Source organism: Arthrobacter sp. FW306-06-A, from assembly GCF_021870055.1.
Lineage (GTDB): Bacteria > Actinomycetota > Actinomycetes > Actinomycetales > Micrococcaceae > Arthrobacter.
The window spans coordinates 4,263,304-4,281,415 of sequence record NZ_CP084552.1 but is presented as its reverse complement, the minus strand read 5'-3'; the positions used below and the strand labels follow the sequence as shown (position 1 = coordinate 4,281,415).

Genomic DNA, 18,112 nt, shown 5'->3' with positions numbered 1-18,112 from the left:
CTGCCGTGAAGGATGTTCATGCCGCTGTTCTGGCGGCACTGCGCAACAGGATACGCGTTTTGTAGTTGCGTGCGTTGGTGAATCCCCGGCCGGTCCTCTTTATGTGCTTGATCGCGGTGTTGTTGGCTTCCACTTTCGCGGTTGTCGCACCGGTGACGATGAGCACTTCGATCTCTTTCCACCAGCGGCAGACCGTCCGCCAGAGCCGGTTGGTTTCGGGCTGCGCGGCTTTGACAACCAGTGTCTGAAGCTGGTCTTTCGCGGCGGCCGCGTGGGCGAGGGACCCGGTGGTCAGCAGGGCGCGGAGCTGTTCCTTGACCAGCCACGCGGCCTGCAACTTCCCGGTGGCGTCGTCGGTGTCGAACACGGTGCTGAGCCTGTTCCGTGCCCGGTCCGAGAGTGTGTCCCCGGCCCGCAGGAGCAGTCGCCGATTTGCCCATACCGGGTCGATGGCGCGTCCCCGCCGGCCATGAACCTGCTGCGTGAGGCGCTGCCGGACTTCGGTGAGCATGTCGTTGCCAAGCTTGACCAGGTGAAATGCATCGACTGAGACAGCGGTGCGTGGCAGCCACATCCGCAGGGCTTTGCGGAAAGCGGCGGATGGGTCGATGGCAACGACCTGCACGCCCAGGCGCCATTCGAGCGGACGGGCGAAAAGCCAGTCCCCGACGCCCTCACTGTCGCGGCCGTCAACGATCCCTAGGACTTGTCCGGTGTCAAGATCGACGATGGTGGTCATCCATGGTTCGTAGCGTTTCCAGGCCTTGGTGGCCGGGTCGCGGAAGAACCGCACGGACCGGTAGCGATGTTCATCGATGCCGAGCATCCGCGGTGCAAGGGCGTCGACATCGGGCAGCGTCAGCGCCGCAGAGTCCAGGGCCCGCTGCACGAGCCACCATGAGACTCCGAAAGAAGCGGCGGCCTCGGCGGCTGCCCTGCCGGATCCGATGACGGCGGCAACCAGGGCCTCACGGAGCCGATGGGTGGACCGTGCCCGGCGCGGGACCTGGGTTGTTTCCTCGGTGAATGTCTGGCGCGGGCACAGGTACTCATCGCAGAAGAATCTCCGCTTGGCCCAGACCACTTCGACCGGCCCGGCGACGGGGATGTCACGCAGGCGTTGTGGCCGGCGGGAATGAACGCGGGTGCTGATGACGCCGCAGGATGGGCAGCCGGCCTCGGCGGTGGCCACGACTTGGATCCGGCGCTGCCCGAAAGCGAGGATCTCAGTATCGGTGACGCGGTAGTCGGGCAGGTTGAAAATTGCGGTGGCAGCATCGGGGCGCGGCGAAGTAGGCTCGATCAAGGCTCGTAGCTCCTGACTTGATGAATGCGTAGAGAACATCCATCACAGCAGGGCTACGAGCCCTTCAGCTTTCAAGACACGAACCTGTTTCACCATCAACCACGAAGAGCCCCTTTGACCGGTAAACGATCAACCCCAGCTCACTTCTGGCGGGTAAGCGATCAACCCCCGCTCACTTCTGGCGGGTAAACGATCAACCCCCGCTCACCTGGTAACGATGCCTTGAGAGCGGGCGCCCAGGGAAAACCTGCCAGACGCGAGCGGGCGTCGGGCGGGAACCTGCCAGACGTGAGCGGGCGTCGGGGGAGAACCTGCCAGAGGTGAGCCGGCGTCGCGGGAGAACACGCCATACCTGAGCGGGCACCGGGGGAGAAACGGGGCTCTGAGCCCAAACCGGTCCCGGCGGGACGCGAATATGGCCCGGAATCGGTGATTAACCTCAAAAAGTCCCGGAAACACGCGGAATTTGCGGATCGGAAGGGCCCAAGCTGGTAAGTTTTCGGACAGTGGCCTGTGCGCATGCCGCGTGCAGGCTCCAGAATCAGAACCGTCCAGGAGGACATAAATGGCTAAGAACCGTAGTGAACTTGTTGCAGAGGTAGCAGGCAAGGCCGGCACCAGCCAGGCTGCCGTTAACTCCGTCCTCGATGCACTGTTCGAGGTTTTCGAGACTTCTGTCGCCGCCGGCGAGAAGATCACCATCCCGGGCTGGCTCGCAGTTGAGCGCACCGACCGTGCAGCCCGCACCGGCCGCAACCCGCAGACCGGCGAGACCATCCAGATTGCAGCAGGCCACAGCGTGAAGCTGACCGCCGGCTCCAAGCTGAAGGCTGCAGTCTCCAAGAAGTAGGCTTCCCCTGCCGGCATATCACCGGCCGGAACAGGAGCGGCAACCGAGAGGTTGCCGCTCCTTGCTTTTTAACCCGGATTCGCGGCCTGGGCGGGCGTGACGGACAATGGAATGGTGTCTTCTGCCGCAAAACCACGTTCCACCCCTCCCCAGACCGATCCCGGCAAGGGAGCTGCGGTCCGGGATGCCGGAACCCGGGGGATTACGCTGCCCTGGCAGCTTGCGGGCCTGGCGGCGCTCTTCCTTGGCCTCGCGGCAGCCCTGATCTTCTCCGGCGCCGCAGCGGCCCGCAGCGTTGCCGATCCCGGGGCACTGGTCCGGTGGGGCCTGCCGATCAGCAAGGCCATCCATAACGTTTCGTTGGCGACCGTCGTCGGGGGCCTGGTCTTCGCCGTCGGCATCCTTCCAAAGAACCTCAACGCCCGGCACCACACTCCGCGAGGCCGGGGAACGGCAGCTTCAGGAGGCAGTGAAGTACCGGAGCACCCCGCCTTCACCCGCGCGCTGGCGATAGCAGCTGTCGCCGGTGCGGTGTGGACCTTGTCCGCCATCGCAGTCCTGGTACTCACGTACGGCGACGTAGCAGGGCAGGGGCTGTCCGGTGATCCCGCCTTCACCCAGGCGCTGGTCTACTTCATGACCGATATTGAAACCGGCCGCGCATGGCTCGCCGTCATCATCATTGCCGCAGTGGTCACCACCGCGCTGTTCGGCGTCCGGTCCCTGGGCGGCCTGGCCCTCACCCTCATTCTGGCCCTGATCGGCCTGGTACCCGCAGCCCTGATCGGCCACTCGTCAAGCTCTTCCGATCACGAAGGTGCCATCAACTCGCTCGGCCTGCACCTTGTGGGCGTGACCACCTGGGTGGGCGGCATCATCATCCTGGCCCTGCTCTCCGGCATCCTGACCGACGCGAAGCCCGGCGCGGCAACTGACATCACCGAACCCACACTCCGGCGCTTCTCCAGCCTGGCCGGGTTCGCTTTCGTACTGGTCTTCGCCTCAGGCATCATCAACGCCAGCATCCGCGTCACCAGCTGGTCCGATCTCTTCGGTTCCGCCTACGGACAGCTGATCCTGGCCAAGACCGCAGCCGCGGTGGTGTTGGGCGGCATCGGCTTCATGCACCGGCAGTGGGTCATTCCGCAACTGGGACGCAAGGGCTCCACCCTGTCCTCCAGGCGCGTCCTGTGGCAGCTCATTGTCGCTGAACTGCTGATCATGGGCGCCACGTCCGGCATCGCCGTGGCCCTGGGCCGCTCAGCCCCGCCACAGCCCACCGAGCCCGCCCCCAACGCGTCACCCGCCTTCATCCTCAGCGGCTACGAGCTGCCGCCCGAACTCACGCCGGAACGCTGGCTCACCGAGTGGCGGCTGGACTGGATCTGGGTGGGCGTTGCCCTGTTCGGGCTGGTGACCTACTTCATGGGCGTCGCCAAGATCCGCAGGCGAGGCGACTCCTGGCCCTGGTTCCGGTCGCTGAACTGGGTCATTGGCCTGGTGGTGCTGACTTACATCACGTCCGGGCCGCCGTCGGTCTATGGCCGCATCCTGTTCTCCGCGCACATGGTGGACCACATGGCGCTGACCATGGTGGCGCCAATCTTCCTGGTGCTGGGCGCTCCGGTGACCCTGGCACTGCGGGCGCTGCCTGCCCGTGGCGACGGCTCCCGCGGCATGCGGGAGTGGCTCCTGGTCTTCGTGCACTCCAAGTTCTCGCAGCTGGTCACGCACCCGCTGTTCGCGGCGGCCAACTTTGCCGGCTCCATCGTGCTGTTCTACTACTCGGACCTGTTCGGCTTCGCCATGCGGGAGCACGTGGGCCATGAACTGATGAACCTGCACTTCCTGCTGACGGGGTACATCTTCGTGCTGACCATGATCGGCACGGACCCGCTTCCCCGCCGCGCCCCGTACCCCATGAGGCTGCTCCTGCTCCTGGCCACCATGGGCTTCCACGCCTTCTTCGGGGTCTCCATCATGGGCGGGACCGGGCTCCTGGCCGCGGACTACTTCGGCAACCTGGGCCGTGCCTGGGGCCCCTCGGCACTGGCGGACCAGCAGGCCGGCGGCGCCGTGGCCTGGGGCATCGGTGAGGTGCCCACGCTGCTGGTGGCGATCGGCGTCGCCATTATGTGGTCCGGGTCGAGCCAGCGGGAGGCGACACGCGTGGACCGCGCGGCGGACAGGAATAATGACGCCGATCTAACCGCTTACAACGATATGTTTGCCAAATTGGCCGAACGCGATGCCAGGCTGGCTGAACGCAACAAGCTGGAAGGACGCTGATGAGCGAAACCGTACGCACGCATGCCCGGGTCCGGGCCTCCGAACTGGTGGGCCGCAACTGGTTGAACACCGGTGGAAAGACCCTTGACCTGGAGGCCCTGCGCGGCAAGATCGTGCTGCTCGATTTCTGGACCTTCTGCTGCATCAACTGCCTGCACGTTCTGGATGAGCTGCGCCCGCTGGAGCAGCAGTACTCCGATGTGCTGGTCACCGTGGGCGTCCACTCGCCCAAGTTCGAGCACGAGGCTGACCCGGTGGCGCTGGCCGCGGCCGTGGAGCGCTACGAGATCCACCACCCCGTGCTGGATGACCCCGAGCTGGACACCTGGAAGGCCTACACGGCCCGCGCCTGGCCCACCCTGGTGGTCATCGACCCGGAGGGCTACATCGTGGCCCACCTCTCCGGTGAGGGCCACGCGGACGGGTTGGCCGTCCTGATCCCCGAACTGATCGCCGAGCACGAAGCCAAGGGCACGCTGCACCGCGGCTCAGGCCCCTACGTGGCGCCCGAAGCGACCTCCGGCACCCTGCGCTTCCCCGGCAAGGCGCTCTTCCTGCCGCCGGGCCGCGGATCCACGGCCTTGGCTGGAACGTCCGACGACGGCACGCCAGCAGGTGCCGCAGCCGCCGTTGCTGCCGACAAGGGCTCCTGGCTGGTCACCGACACCGGGCACCACCGCCTGGTGGAACTAGGCACCGACTTCGAAACCGTCCTGGCCACCTTCGGCTCGGGCACCAAGGGCTACGCCGACGGTCCCGCCGCGGGGGACACCGCCAGCGCCCAGTTCAACGAACCCCAGGGCCTGGTCCTGCTGCCGGAAGACGTGGCAGTCAAGGCGGGCTACGACGTCGTCATTGCCGACTCGGTCAACCACCGCCTGCGCGGACTCTCGCTCACGGACGGCAAGGCCTCCACCCTGGCAGGCAACGGCATCCAGCGGCTGCTGGAAACCGGGCCTGCGCGCGTGGACGAGGAAGGCGCCGGCTTCAGCGGCTCACTGGGCAACGACCCGCTGGACGTTGCGCTGAGCTCGCCCTGGGACGTGGTGTGGTCGCGCAAGCTGAACGCGGTGGTAGTGGCCATGGCCGGCACGCACCAGATCTTCAGCTTTGACCCCGTCGCCGGTGCCGTGTCGATCATCGCCGGCAACGGTCTGGAAGGCCTCCTGGACGGACCGGCGCACGAATCCTGGTTCGCCCAGTCCTCCGGCCTGGCCGAAGACGCCGACGGCAACATCTGGGTTGCGGACTCGGAAACCTCCGCCCTCCGGAAACTGGTCATCGCCGACGGCGGCACCATCACCGTGGAGACCGCTGTGGGCAAGGGCCTGTTCGATTTCGGCTTCCGCGACGGCCCCGCCTCCGAAGCCCGGCTTCAGCACCCGCTCGGCGTCACGGTCCTGCCCGACGGCTCCGTGGCGATTGCCGACACCTACAACGGAGCCGTGCGCCGCTACGACCCCGCGTCCGGCACCGTGTCCACCCTGGCCCGAGGCCTCGCCGAGCCCTCCGACGTGATCGTGGACCACACGCAGTCCGCGGGCTCCGAACCCCTGCTGGTGGTGGTTGAGGCCAACAAGCACCAGCTGGTGTACGTACCGATCCCCAAGGAAGCGCAGCAGGTGGACGAGGGCGCGTCCCAGACCCAGCGGCCCAAGAGCCCCGTGGCGCCCGGCACGCTGGACCTGACCGTCCGCTTCACGGCGCCCACCGGACAGAAGCTCGATGACCGCTGGGGCGACCCCACGCAGCTGAAGATCTCCTCCACCCCGCCCGAGCTGCTGGTCTCCGGCGGCGGAACCTCGGTGGGACTGCTGCGCACCCTGGAGCTGTCCGCGGACGTGCCCGAGGGCGTGCTGCACATCACCGCCCGCGCCGCCGCCTGCGACGGCCCCGAGACCGAGGACGGCGAGATCCCGGACCACGCCGCCTGCCACCTTTACCAGCAGGACTGGGGCATCCCGGTGGTCCTGCAGGCCGACGGTGATACCGAGCTGGTGCTGGACCTGCGCGGCATGGACTGACCGCGTTCTTTCCTGCTGAACTGGCCCAGTTTTCAAGCTTTGAAAGCCTGAAGACGGGGCCAGTTCCGTTTCTGCGGCCCCAAAACCGGGCCAGTGCGCACAGCCCCCTTGCCCACATAGCGCCCGTGATACCTGCCGACAGCCACTGGGGACAGACATTGTGGCGTCATGGACCCATCGGAAATCCTCAAATCCGCCGGAGGAGTGCTGCTGCGGCGCGACGTGGCTGCCGCCGGGGCGACGGAAACAGAGATCAGCCGCGCAGTTCGTGGCGGGCAGGTGGTGCGGTTGGAGCGCGGGCTGCTGGCCGTTCCGGGTGCTGACGCCGAGCTGGTGGGCGCAGGACTGGCCCGCAGCCTGCTGACGTGCGCATCTGCCGCCCCGCATTACGGTCTCTGGCAGCTTCAACCGGCTGCCCGGCCGCACTACTGGCAAAGCAACGGAAGACGTGCCCTCCGTTGTGTCAGCCACCGCCTTCCCCTGACGCAGAGGCCCCGTCATCGGACCCTTGCAGCACTTCCCGACGTCCTGCTTCACGCACTGCTGTGCCTGCCGGAACTCGAGTCGCTGGTCATGGTGGAATGCGCCTACAACAGAGGGGACATTGAGCCGTCCCTGCTGTTGCGCCACCTGAAGGGTAACCGGTCAGGCAAAGCACGCAATGTTGTGTCCAAGGTTGAACGCGGCGCAGACTCTCTCCTGGAAACCTTGGCCCGGGTGCTGTTCCGGGAGGCGGGCATAGCCACCGAGACCCAGGTGTGGATCGAGGGGATCGGCCGCGTGGACTTCCTGCTGGAAGGGTTCCTCATCGTGGAAATTGACGGGCTCGCCTTCCATCTTGATGCCCGTCAATTCAAAAAGGACCGCCGCAGGGACAACATGGCTGTCCGTCACGGACTACCCGTACTCAGGTTCTTCTATGACGACGTGGTCTTCGCCCCGGAATCCGTCCTGGCGCAGGTCCGGGAGGTCCTGGTGCGGGGGTCACTGCGGTGGCCGCAGCCGGACCAGCCCAGTTTTCGGGGCGGTTGGGCTTAGGACACTGAAGAACGCGGCAGGCATGGGTTCAAAACTGGGCCAGTCTGGCACAGCACCCTGAAGCAGGCCTAGAAGCTCAGCTGCGGAGTGACCTTGACCGTGTCACCCGTGACATCCAGGCGGGTGGTGAAGCTGAAGTCCACCTCTGCGTCCAGCGGGTACCAGGCCCCCGTGAACGAGTTCTGCTGCAGCGCTTCCACCTTGGCCTTGCCGTCCAGGGGGGCAACCACCCAGCGGCCGTCGAACGGCTCCACGGAGACGCCCGGGTATTCGGTCACGGTCCACCGGATGCTGCCGTCCTGGACCCGGTTGTTGCTGGCGTAATAGAAGGGACAGTCCGGCTGGAGTTTCTGTTCCTTGACCGCCTCCGCCGCACAGCCGTCCAGGAACTCCCGGATCTTGGCGGCAACGTCGCTTTTCAGCTTGTCCGTGGCCTGGGTCAGCAGGTTGAGCGGGGCCACGGGCGCATCCTTGGAGGTGACCGTGGCGCGGGTGGCGGCAGCGGAGAAGTACTGTCCGTCCAGGGAGGCCTCGTACTGGCCGGGGTAGAACACGGCGAAGGAGTTGCGCCCGTTGGGCATGTTCACCGGAACACCGTTGACCTGGGCCTCGTTGCCGTTGACCACGGTGATGTCCACGGTGGGCAGCCGCGACGGCACGAACGCCCATGTGTTGAAGAACAGCCACTCGGTGCCGGTCTTTTGGAGCAGGAATTCCGTGTGCAGCCGGCTGCCGTCGATCGTGTAGTCCATGGGCACCATCACCTGGTTGCCCGGGCGTTCCTGAGGGTCCCCGATGCTGATGTTGGAGAGCCGGGAAGCGGACGACTGCAGCCCCGGGCCGTCCAGCATCGCGGCGTTGCTGGGCGGAACGGCGGCTTTGAGGAGCCCCAGGGCACGCCCGCCGTCACCGCTCTTCAGCGCGTCCAGGTACTCCCGGACAGGCTGCTGCGGGCTGGCCACGGTGTTGTTCACGACGTTGATGGCCACGATGGCTGCGGCGACGGCAAGCATGAGGCCCAACAGCCATCCGGCCGCGATCCTCACCAACGCTTGACTCATCTGCACGTTCTACACAGTAACGTCAGTGCGGACGCACTCTAAAGTTGGTGTCCCCCTAATCAGACAGGCAACACCTACGTAACGCCCGACGGCGGGGCGCCGGGACAGCGGCAACAGGAGCCCTGGGCATCGGCCAGGGACAGCAGTTGCCGCCTGGGAAACGCGGGTCAGCGACGGCGGCGGCGGGATGACGTGCCGAACACTCCGCGAAGCAATTCGCGGCCCAGCTGCGTACCCATGGACCGTGCCATGCTCTTCAGCCCGCCGCCCAGGGCACCACCGAGGACCCCGCCCAGATCACCCATCATGCCGCCCGGCTCCGGCTCTGGGGACGACGGCTTCCTGGAGCGGGGCGCCTTGGCCCTGGGCTTGGACTCACGTGGCTCGCTGTAATCAGGGGTGCCGTACTGCACGTCGGAATCCTCTGGCGCCGGGACCGGGGCCTGCGGTGGCCTGCTGCTGGGCCGGCCCAGGATTTCCTCCTCGATCCTCCGTGCTTCAGCGTCCACGTCATAAGCGCCAGGAGCAGTTGGGGCACCGGCCGAAGCGCCGCCAGCAGGCTCAGAAGCCGCCGGACCCGTGGGCGCGGCCGCCTTGCCGTTCAGCTTCTCGTATGCGGAAGGGTTGTCCACCGCAGTTCCGTACTTGCCCAGCAGCGCCGAACCGGCCACGGTGCTGCGGACCAGGGCTTCGTCGCTGGGACCCATGACGGATTCGGGGGCGCGCAGCCGGGTGAGGGCCACCGGCGTGGGGGCGCCTTTTTCGTTCATGACGGTGATGACGGCCTCACCGATGCCGGCGGAGGTCAGGGTCTCTTCGAGGTCGTAGTCGCTCACCGGGAACGTGGACACCGTGGCCTTCAGTGCCTTGGCGTCCTCGGGGGTGAACGCGCGCAGGGCGTGCTGCACCCGGTTGGCCAGCTGGCCCAGGACGTCGGCGGGCACGTCCTTGGGCGTCTGGGTGACGAAGAAGATGCCCACGCCCTTGGACCGGATCAGCCGGACGGTGGTGGTGATGGCGTCCAGGAAAGCCTTCGTGGCGCCGTTGAAGAGCAGGTGCGCCTCGTCCAGGAAGAACACGAGCTTGGGCTTGTCCAGGTCGCCGGCCTCGGGGAGGTCCTCGAACAGGTCGGCAAGAAGCCACATCAGGAAGGTGGAGAACAGCATGGGCTTGGTCTGCAGGGTGGGCAGCTCCAGGCACGTGACCACCCCGCGGCCATCGGGGGCGGTGCGCAGCAGCTCCGCGGTGTCGAATTCCGGCTCGCCGAAGAACTTCTCCAGGCCCTGCGCCTCCAGGTTCACGAGCTCCCGCAGGATCACACCGGCCGTCGCCTTGGACAGGCCGCCGAGTTCCTCCAGCTTGTCCTTGCCCTCGTCCGAGGTGAGGAACTGGATGACGGCGCGCAGGTCCTTGAGGTCGATCAGCTCCAGGCCGTTCTTGTCCGCGAAGTAGAACACCAGCTGCAGGCTGGATTCCTGTGTGTCGTTCAGTTCCATGATCCTGGAGAGCAGGATGGGCCCGAATGAGGTGACCGTGGCGCGGACCGGGACGCCGTTGCCGTCGCCGCCCAGCGCCAGGAACTCCACCGGGAACGTCTTGCCCTCCCACGGCTGGCCGATGCTGTCCGTGCGGGCCTTGAGTTTGTCGCTCCCGACGGCGGCCGTCGCCAGGCCGGAGAGGTCACCCTTGATGTCGGCCAGGAACACGGGGACCCCGGCGGTGGAGAGCTGTTCGGCCATCATGTGCAGCGTGACGGTCTTGCCGGTTCCGGTGGCGCCGGCCACCAGCCCGTGCCGGTTCATCATGGCCAGCGGCAGCCGCACCGGCGCGTCCTTGTGCAGTTCGCCGTCGATGATGGCGGCTCCCAGCTCGATGGTGGCGCCTTCCAGGGTGTAGCCCTTCTGGAGGGTGGCAAGCTTCTCTGCTGTGGTTTTGGTGGCCATGGCGCTAGCTTAGCGGCGGCTGCCCTGCCTGCCGGGAGACACCGCCGTCCAATTCTGCGGCGCCAGGTCCTTGGTGAACGCCAGCGGCCCGATGGTCTCCGGATCGGCGTCCACGTCGAACTGCGCCCGGTAGCCGGTGTTCAGGTAGAGGTGCTTGGCCTCGGGCTGCCGCGGACCGGTGGTGAGGTACAGCCGGGTGTAGCCGCGGGCGGCGGCCATGGCCTCGAGTTCGGCCAGCACAAAACGGCCCAAGCCACGACGCCGGTGGGCTGAGTGGGTCCAGATCCGTTTCAGTTCCGCGGTGGTGTCGTCGTACCGGCGGAACGCCCCGCCGGCGATCGACTCGCCGTCCTCCTGGATCACCAGGAGCGCGCCGTTCGGCTCCTCGAATTCCTCCGCCGGGTAGCGGTTCAGTTCCTCTGCGGCAGCGCTGCGCCCGAACAGGTCCCCGTAGCGGGTGTCATATTCGACGGCGAGCTCGTCCAGCAGCGGTCGGACCCGCGGATCGTGCATGGGCAGGCTGAGGACCGTAAGGCTGGCGGGATCGAGGGACCGGGGTTTGAGGTCGGGTTCTGCGGTCACGGATTCACTTCTTTCCAACAGCGGCTGGTTCTGGAGATATTGTCCCGGACGGCGGGGCGGCGGTATCCCGGGCAACGCCGAGGATGGTCCGGGCCAGGGCGTCGTTTTCCCGGAAGGGCGCGGCGTTGGTGTTGGGCCGGGCGAAGGCGCCCGCGCCCCAGCCGGACGTTCCCGGGCCAATGCCGAAGAGGCTGGGTTGGGGTTTGCTGTCGGCTCCCATCAGCCGATGCTCAGGGGAAACCAGCAGCTTTCCGGTGGAGTGGATGCCGTCCGAAGTCAGCAGCTGCTGCTCGCTGCCCAGTCCGCTTTCATACAGCGAGGCAAGCACGGGATTAAGCGACCGGGCCACGGAGGTGGACGGAAGCCGCGCTTCGATCACCGCTTGGGCAGAAACGGAGACGCCTGAATGCGGCGAGGTGGCACGGAAAGTTCCACCCTCCTCGTCAAGAGTGACCTCCAGGCCGGGGCCCAGGAACTGCAGCAGACCGGCCCGGTGCAGCGCCAGCATCTCGCGCAGCCGGTGCGGCGGCGGCCCGGAATCAACAAAGCTGAAGAAGCCATGCCACCAGCCGTGGATGAGCTGCTGCGAGCGTGCGTTCAGCCGCTCCGCCGGAACCACCCGCCCCACCTCCATGTAGACGTGCAGCAGGGCCAGGAACAGGGCAAGGGTTTCCGGATGATTCGGGCTGTCCCGCAGGGCCAGGTCATTTTCGATGTACTCGGCCACTGCATCCTGGACGGCCTGGTGCCCGTCGAAGCGAAGCCCGGCAAAGGGGCGGTCCAGCCGTTCCAGGTCCAGGTGCAGGCCCGCGTCCGGGACAGCGGCGGCCACCAGGTCCGCGCGCTCGCCGCTGTACCAATCGAGGCCGGCGTACCGCGCGGCGAAGGAATCCCAGCCCATGGTTGCCCGCTCGGGGCTGCCGGTCAGGAGTTCCTGGTAGTAGTAATAGCCGGCTTCCTTGGCGATCAGCGGCCAGAGGTGCTCCCGGAAGTCCAGTTCACCGTGCTGCTCCAGCAGGGCCTCCACCGCCGCCGTAAAGAACTGCAACGGCCCGGGTGCCTGTCCCCGCAGGACTGCGGAGATCTTCGAGTGGTACGGCACCCCGCGGCGCGACCCGGCCCACAGCCGTGGTTCCCGTCCCGACGGAACGTAGCGCAGCCCGCCGTCGTTCGTTTCCTGGAACCTGCCGCCGCGGCCTTCCATGAGGAGGACCAGCAGGTCCACGAACGCCAGGCCCATTCCGGCGACGATCACGTCCTGCCCGGGGCCGATGGGGGAGTAATCGACGTCGGTGGTGTAGGCGGGTGCCGCGTGGTATCCGCCGTGCCGGGCGGCGAAGTCCGCGAAGCCGGCGGAGACGGCGTCCGGCTTTGAGTCGGTGTGGCCGAGGGCGGTGACCACGATGTCGGCGTGCAGGGTCCGGCCGTTGGCCAGCGCAACGTCGTGCCCGCCGCCCTCCGGCGCCGTGATGCCGACGGCGGTGGTGCGGTGGACGGTCACGCTGCGGCCCAGGGACCGTGCGGCGCGGCGGAAGAACCATTCGAGGTACTGGCTCTGCAGTTGCCGCGTGGGGAAGGTGGTGCCGGTCAGGGTCCGCAGCTGCTTCCACAGCGGCTGCGGGAAGTCCGGAACGTCGATGATGGAGGCGTCCAGCACGCCGGCGGCCCACTCGGCCAACCCGGGACCGGGGGCGGCGGGGCCGGCGCAGTCCACTGACTCGTCGGTGAACATGGTGATGTCCGCCGCCATCGAGTTGAGCAGGAGGCCGGGGTCCTGGTCGTAGCGCCAGATCCGGCCCGAGCCAGGGATGTGCGGCTCCACCACGTGGATCTGCAGCGGACCGGCGAAGACGTGCGGCCGGTTGGCTGCGATCCGTTCCAGCACGCCCGCCGTGCGCGGTCCGCCGCCGATGAAGACGATGGCCGGGATGGTGGCTGGCATGGGCGCTCCTGACGGCGGGGGTGGATTGGATGCCCATGCTAGGCAGCCGTGACGACGGCGGTCGAGGGCCTGGTCATGCCCGTTAACTCCGCGTCACAGCCGGTTAAACGACGCAAGAAAACGACTCATGACGCCGTGCGAACTCCGGTGAAGATATGCAACCTGCCGCCTTGCTGGCCCGTTCCACGCGGTCCTAGATTTGCAGCCAGCAGCGGGCCGCAAGGGCTCCACATCAGAGGCAACAGCCAAGGGCAACCGCCCGCACAAGGAATTCACGACAAGAATCGAGGTGGCGCATGAGTTCAGCAGCAACCAAGGTGGCGCAGTCACAACAACCGCAGCCCGCGGCGGAAGCGCCGCCAACCGGGCCTGGTGCCCCCGTCCGGCAGGCCACCGACTATTCGTCCTACCGGGTGGTGGCAGCAAAGCATCCGGGGCGCTGGGTGGGGACTACCGTCGTCGCGCTTGGCGTCCTTGCCGTGGCCTGGTCCCTGGCCACCAACCCGCGCTGGGAGTGGGGCGTGGTGGCGCAGTGGTTCACCGCGCAGTCCGTGGTCAACGGGCTGGTGGAAACCCTGAAGCTGACCGCAATCTCCGGGGTCCTGGGCTTCGTGCTGGGCTTCATCCTGGCGCTGATGCGGCTATCTGCGTCGCCGCTGCTGGTCTCGGTGTCCTGGACGTTCTCCTGGATCTTCCGGTCCACGCCGCTGCTGGTTCAGATGCTGCTTTGGTACAACCTGGGCTACCTGTACGAAAAGATCAGCCTTGGCATCCCGTTCACCGATGTCCGGTTCTTCGAGGTGCAGACCACCACGCTGATCAGCCAGTTCGCGGCAGCGGTGCTGGGCCTGACCCTGAACCAGGCGGCGTACTCGGCCGAGATCATCCGCGGCGGCATCCTCTCGGTGGACCAGGGCCAGCTGGAAGCCGCGGCCGCGCTGGGCATCCCGGGCTGGCGCCGCTCCACCCGGATCGTGCTCCCGCAGGCCATGCGGGCCATCCTGCCCACGGCGTTCAACGAGATCATCGGCCTGGTCAAGGGCACCTCGATCGTCTACGTCCTGGCCTACTCGGAACTGTTCTACACGGTGCAGGTCATCTACAACCGCACCCAGCAGGTCCTGCCGCTGCTGCTGGTGGCCACACTCTGGTACATCGTCATCACGTCCGTGCTGAGCGTCTTCCAGTACTACATCGAACGGCACTACTCCAAGGGCGCGGTGCGGAACCTGCCGCTGACGCCCCTGCAGAAGGCCCGCAAATTCTTCGCCACCCACGCGGTGCCCAACCGGAGGAACTTCTGATGACTGAGACCCTTCCCGCCCCCACCGCCACCCGCGGCCTGGTGGAGATCACCGGCGTGCGCAAATCTTTCGGGCCCACCGAAGTCCTCAAGGGCGTCAGCCTCACCGTGGAGCCGGGCGGCGTGGCAGTGATCGTGGGCCCGTCCGGCTCCGGCAAGTCCACCCTGCTGCGCACCATCAACCACCTGGAGAAGGTGGACGGCGGGTACATCGCCATCGACGGGCAGCTGGTGGGCTACGAGGTCCGCGGCGAGCGGCTGCACGAGCTGCGCGAGAAGGACATCCTCAAGCAGCGCACCGAAATCGGCATGGTGTTCCAGAACTTCAACCTGTTCCCGCACCTCACCGCCCTGGAGAACGTGGCGGAAGCCCCGGTCGTAGCGCAGGGACGTTCCAAGGAGGAAGCCCGCCGCCGCGGCCTGGAACTGCTGGACCGGGTGGGCCTCAGGGACCGCGCCGGTGCCTACCCGCGGCAGCTCTCCGGCGGCCAGCAGCAGCGCGTGGCCATCGCCCGCGCCCTGGCCCTGGACCCCAAAATCCTGCTGTTCGACGAGCCCACCTCCGCCCTTGACCCGGAACTGGTCAACGAGGTGCTGGACGTGATCCGCGAACTGGCCAAGTCCGGCACCACCCTGATCATCGTCACCCACGAAATGGGCTTCGCCCGCGACGTGGCGGACACCGTGGTGTTCATGGACCAGGGCCAGATCGTGGAACCGGGCACCCCGCAGGACATTTTCAGCAACCCCCAGGAACCGCGCACCCGGAGCTTCTTCTCCAAGGTCCTGGAACCGGCCTTCAACATCTAAAGGACTTCACCCCATGGCTTTCCCAACCAGCGGCCCACGCCGCAGCCGCGCACTCGCGGTGCTTCCCGCCGCCGTCCTTCTTGGCACCGGACTCCTTGGTACTGCCGCGCTCGCCGGCTGCGCCGACCCGGGCGCATCGGCCGCCGGCAATGCCAGCGGTGCAGCACAGACGACGGCGGCCCGCAACGGCGTGGTCTACAACACTTCGCCGGACCAGCAGCGGATCCGGGCAGAAAAGGACGCCGCGCTCGCCGCCAAGGTCCCCGGGCTGATCAGCAAGGACGGCAAGCTCACCATTGCCACCACGGCCGGCTCCATCCCGCTGTCCTTCCACGCCACGGACGACAAGACGCCCATCGGCTCGGAGCTGGACATCGCCCAGCTGGTGGCGGACAAACTTGGACTGGAGCTGGACGTTCAGGTCACGTCGTGGGAGAACTGGCCGCTGAAGACCCAGTCCGGCGATTTCGAGGCCGTGTTCTCCAACGTGGGCGTGAACAAGGACCGGGTGAAGCTGTTCGACTTCGCCAGCTACCGGGCCGCGTACATGGGCTTCGAGGCCAGGAAGTCCTCCACCTACGACATCAAGGGCGCGGACGACATCTCCGGCCTGAAGATCTCCGTGGGGTCCGGCACCAACCAGGAGAAGATCCTGCTGGCCTGGAACAAGGAACTCGAGGGCAAGGGCAAACCGCCGGCAACGCTTCAGTACTACTCGTCCGACGCCGACACTATCCTGGCGCTGTCCTCCGGCCGGACCGACCTGAACATCGCACCCTACCCGTCCACGGTGTACCGGGAGAACACCCGCGACGACCTGAAGGTGGTGGGCAAGGTGAACGCCGGCTGGCCGTCCGAAACCCTGGTGGCCGCCACCACCCTGCGCGGCAACGGGCTGGCTCCGGTGATTTCCGAGGCACTGAATTCGGTGATCAAGGACGGCTCCTACGGCAAGGTGCTGGAGCGCTGGGGCCTGTCCGAGGAAGCGCTGCCCGAATCCAAGACCATTACGGCGGAAAACTTCGCGGCAACGCAGCCCGCTGCAACTCCCTCAGGGAAGGCATCATGACCGCATCATCCACTGGCACCGCCCTTGAGTCCTTCGACGCCGACTGGCAGGAATGGCATGCAGCCCACGAGCAGCACCGGGCTCACCCGCACGGTTTCCTGGCCGTGACCCACCTGCATTGGCTGGGCGACGAACCCACGCCGCTGGAAGGTGCCCCCGGTACCTGGAGCGTGGAGGCCGACGTCGTCCGCGTGGTTTTGGCGCCGGGTGACATTTTGCAGCAGGACGGCAGGGAGCTGAACACGCCGTCCGGCGCGACCCTGGAGTTCGGGCCGATCGAGGAGCGCGGCGGCATCAACCTGGTTTCCGGCGATTCAGTCATCGAACTGGCCAAGCGCGGCGGTGAGTACATCGTGCGGCCGCGTCATCCGGAAAACCCGCTCCTGCAGGAGTACCAGGGAACGCCCGCCTACTCGCCCGATGCGGCGTACGCGGTCCGCGGAACGTTCGTGCCGTTCGAGGCGCCGCGGCCCACCACCGTGGGTGCCGCCGTCGAAGGCATCCAGCATGTGTACGAGGCCCCGGGCGAGATCCGCTTCAAGCTGGCCGGCCAGGAGCTGGTGCTCACCGCGTTCAACGGCCATGCCCCGGGCTCCTTGTCCGTCCTGTTCACGGACCAGACCTCCGGCAAGACCACCTATGCGGCGAACCGCTCGCTTTCGGTGGTGCCCGGCGCGGACGGCTCCGTGCTGCTGGACTTCAACCGGGCCGTGAACCTGCCCTGCGCCTACACGGACCTGGCCACCTGCCCGCTGCCGCCGGCCGAAAACCGGCTGCCCGTGGCCATCGAGGCCGGCGAGAAGATTCCCTACGAACGTCAGGATCAGCAGTGAGTACTTTTCCCAGGCCGGGTTTCCTGGCCATCGAGCTCGACGGCGCCGGCCGGGACGGTGCGGACATCACCCGGGCGGTTGTGGCGGCCGAGTCGGCGGGCTTCCACGCCGCCACGTTCACCGATGCGCCTGCTCCGGGCCGGACGAACGCTTTGCAGCGCGCCGCGTTCGCCGGGCCCGTGACACGGACCATCGCACTGGTTCCCGAGGTGGACAGTGTCTACACCGAGCCGTTCCACGTCTCCACCCAGCTGGCCAGCCTGGACTATGTCTCCCTGGGCCGGGCCGGGTGGATCGTGGCCGCGGCCGAATCGCCCGAGGCGGCTGCCGCCGTCGGACGCTCCTCCGTAACCGGTGCCGCGCTGGGACAGGAAGCCGCTGCCTCCATCGAGGTGTCCCGGCGGCTGTGGGACTCGTGGGAGGACGACGCCGTGATCCGCGACGTCCCCACCGGGCGGTACATCGACGTGGACAAGCTCCACTATGCCGACTTCGAAACGCCTGCCGGTTTTGCCGGAGCCGGTTACTCCGTGAAGGGGCCGTCCATTATTCCGCGGCCGCTCCAGGGGCAGCTGCCGGTGCTGGTGCCGGCGTCCCTGCTGGGGGAAGTTTCAGCTGAAGCCGTGGATGCGGTGCTGGTCTCCGCGCCCACTGCTGAACTGCTGGCGACCGAGGTCCGGGATGTGCAGGCGCGGGTGGGTGCGGGCGTCGCCATCGTTGCCGAGCTCGACGTCGTCCTGGACACGCGTGGGCAGGCTGCGGGTTCACGGGTCGCAACGTTCGACGGCGGCCGGGCGGCTTTTGCGGGTTCCGCGGCGGGGCTCACGGACTTCCTGGCGTCCCTGCTGGCGGAGGCCGACGGCGTTCGGCTCCACCCGGCGTCGCTCTTTGTCGACCTTGAGGAACTCAGCCGGCTGGTGCTGCCGGAGCTGCGCCGCCGCGGGTTGCTCCGTCCGGTGGTCCAGGACGGGACCTTCCGCGACGTGCTGGGCCTGGAGCGCCCGGCCAGCCGTTACGCATCTGCCACCGCTGCGCCTCATGGCGCGGGAAAGTAAGGGGAAA

Annotated in this window: 14 protein-coding genes; 9 read left to right on the top strand and 5 right to left on the bottom strand. The window is 67.2% G+C overall.

Annotation, left to right across the window (positions count from 1 at the left end; all coding sequences use genetic code 11):
* Nucleotides 1-16 precede the first annotated feature (16 nt).
* Nucleotides 17-1,306, bottom strand: coding sequence for an ISL3 family transposase (locus LFT49_RS20005; protein WP_237428630.1), 1,290 nt, complete (start codon nucleotides 1,304-1,306; stop codon nucleotides 17-19).
* A 565-nt stretch (nucleotides 1,307-1,871) separates the two neighbouring features.
* On the opposite strand from LFT49_RS20005, the gene LFT49_RS20000 reads away from it, so the two are divergent.
* From LFT49_RS20000 to LFT49_RS19985, 4 genes are all read left to right on the top strand, one after another.
* Nucleotides 1,872-2,156, top strand: a complete 285-nt coding sequence (locus tag LFT49_RS20000; protein ID WP_011693739.1) for an HU family DNA-binding protein — start codon at nucleotides 1,872-1,874, stop codon at nucleotides 2,154-2,156.
* A gap of 111 nt (nucleotides 2,157-2,267) precedes the next feature.
* Nucleotides 2,268-4,445, top strand: coding sequence for a cytochrome c oxidase assembly protein (locus LFT49_RS19995; protein WP_237429205.1), 2,178 nt, complete (start codon nucleotides 2,268-2,270; stop codon nucleotides 4,443-4,445).
* Nucleotides 4,445-6,469, top strand: a complete 2,025-nt coding sequence (locus tag LFT49_RS19990) for an NHL domain-containing thioredoxin family protein (RefSeq protein WP_237429204.1) — start codon at nucleotides 4,445-4,447, stop codon at nucleotides 6,467-6,469. Before LFT49_RS19995 ends, LFT49_RS19990 begins: the two co-directional genes overlap by 1 nt.
* A gap of 168 nt (nucleotides 6,470-6,637) precedes the next feature.
* Nucleotides 6,638-7,507 carry a type IV toxin-antitoxin system AbiEi family antitoxin domain-containing protein gene (locus tag LFT49_RS19985; RefSeq protein WP_237429203.1) on the top strand — a complete coding sequence of 290 codons (870 nt, stop codon included), beginning with the start codon at nucleotides 6,638-6,640 and terminating at the stop codon, nucleotides 7,505-7,507.
* A gap of 68 nt (nucleotides 7,508-7,575) precedes the next feature.
* On the opposite strand, the gene LFT49_RS19980 is transcribed toward LFT49_RS19985, so the two are convergent.
* From LFT49_RS19980 to LFT49_RS19965, 4 genes are all read right to left on the bottom strand, one after another.
* A complete protein-coding gene (locus LFT49_RS19980; protein ID WP_237429202.1) occupies nucleotides 7,576-8,568 on the bottom strand; it encodes a hypothetical protein in 993 nt (330 codons plus the stop codon).
* Nucleotides 8,569-8,735: 167 nt separating this feature from the next.
* Complete coding sequence (locus LFT49_RS19975; RefSeq protein ID WP_237429201.1) at nucleotides 8,736-10,511, bottom strand: helicase HerA-like domain-containing protein; 1,776 nt, start codon at nucleotides 10,509-10,511, stop codon at nucleotides 8,736-8,738.
* A 9-nt stretch (nucleotides 10,512-10,520) separates the two neighbouring features.
* On the bottom strand, nucleotides 10,521-11,093 hold the full coding sequence (locus LFT49_RS19970) for a GNAT family N-acetyltransferase (protein ID WP_237429200.1): 573 nt from the start codon (nucleotides 11,091-11,093) through the stop codon (nucleotides 10,521-10,523).
* A gap of 4 nt (nucleotides 11,094-11,097) precedes the next feature.
* The gene (locus tag LFT49_RS19965; protein WP_237429199.1) at nucleotides 11,098-13,035 is read right to left on the bottom strand and encodes an FAD/NAD(P)-binding protein; all 1,938 of its coding nucleotides are present in this window, start codon (nucleotides 13,033-13,035) and stop codon (nucleotides 11,098-11,100) included.
* Nucleotides 13,036-13,331: 296 nt separating this feature from the next.
* Here LFT49_RS19965 and LFT49_RS19960 point away from each other — a divergent pair, with 296 nt between their 5' ends.
* From LFT49_RS19960 to LFT49_RS19940, 5 genes are read left to right on the top strand one after another with little or no spacing between them, the layout of a single operon-like run.
* Complete coding sequence (locus LFT49_RS19960) at nucleotides 13,332-14,339, top strand: amino acid ABC transporter permease (RefSeq protein WP_237429198.1); 1,008 nt, start codon at nucleotides 13,332-13,334, stop codon at nucleotides 14,337-14,339.
* The gene (locus tag LFT49_RS19955) at nucleotides 14,339-15,148 is read left to right on the top strand and encodes an amino acid ABC transporter ATP-binding protein (RefSeq protein ID WP_272912531.1); all 810 of its coding nucleotides are present in this window, start codon (nucleotides 14,339-14,341) and stop codon (nucleotides 15,146-15,148) included. The genes LFT49_RS19960 and LFT49_RS19955 overlap by 1 nt, the downstream gene beginning before the upstream one ends.
* A 13-nt stretch (nucleotides 15,149-15,161) precedes the next feature.
* A complete protein-coding gene (locus tag LFT49_RS19950; protein WP_237429197.1) occupies nucleotides 15,162-16,217 on the top strand; it encodes an ABC transporter substrate-binding protein in 1,056 nt (351 codons plus the stop codon).
* The gene (locus LFT49_RS19945; RefSeq protein WP_237429196.1) at nucleotides 16,214-17,050 is read left to right on the top strand and encodes a DUF1684 domain-containing protein; all 837 of its coding nucleotides are present in this window, start codon (nucleotides 16,214-16,216) and stop codon (nucleotides 17,048-17,050) included. Before LFT49_RS19950 ends, LFT49_RS19945 begins: the two co-directional genes overlap by 4 nt.
* Nucleotides 17,047-18,105 (top strand): LLM class flavin-dependent oxidoreductase, encoded by a 1,059-nt coding sequence (locus tag LFT49_RS19940; protein WP_237429195.1) that lies wholly within the window; start codon nucleotides 17,047-17,049, stop codon nucleotides 18,103-18,105. Before LFT49_RS19945 ends, LFT49_RS19940 begins: the two co-directional genes overlap by 4 nt.
* The last annotated feature ends 7 nt before the right edge of the window (nucleotides 18,106-18,112 follow it).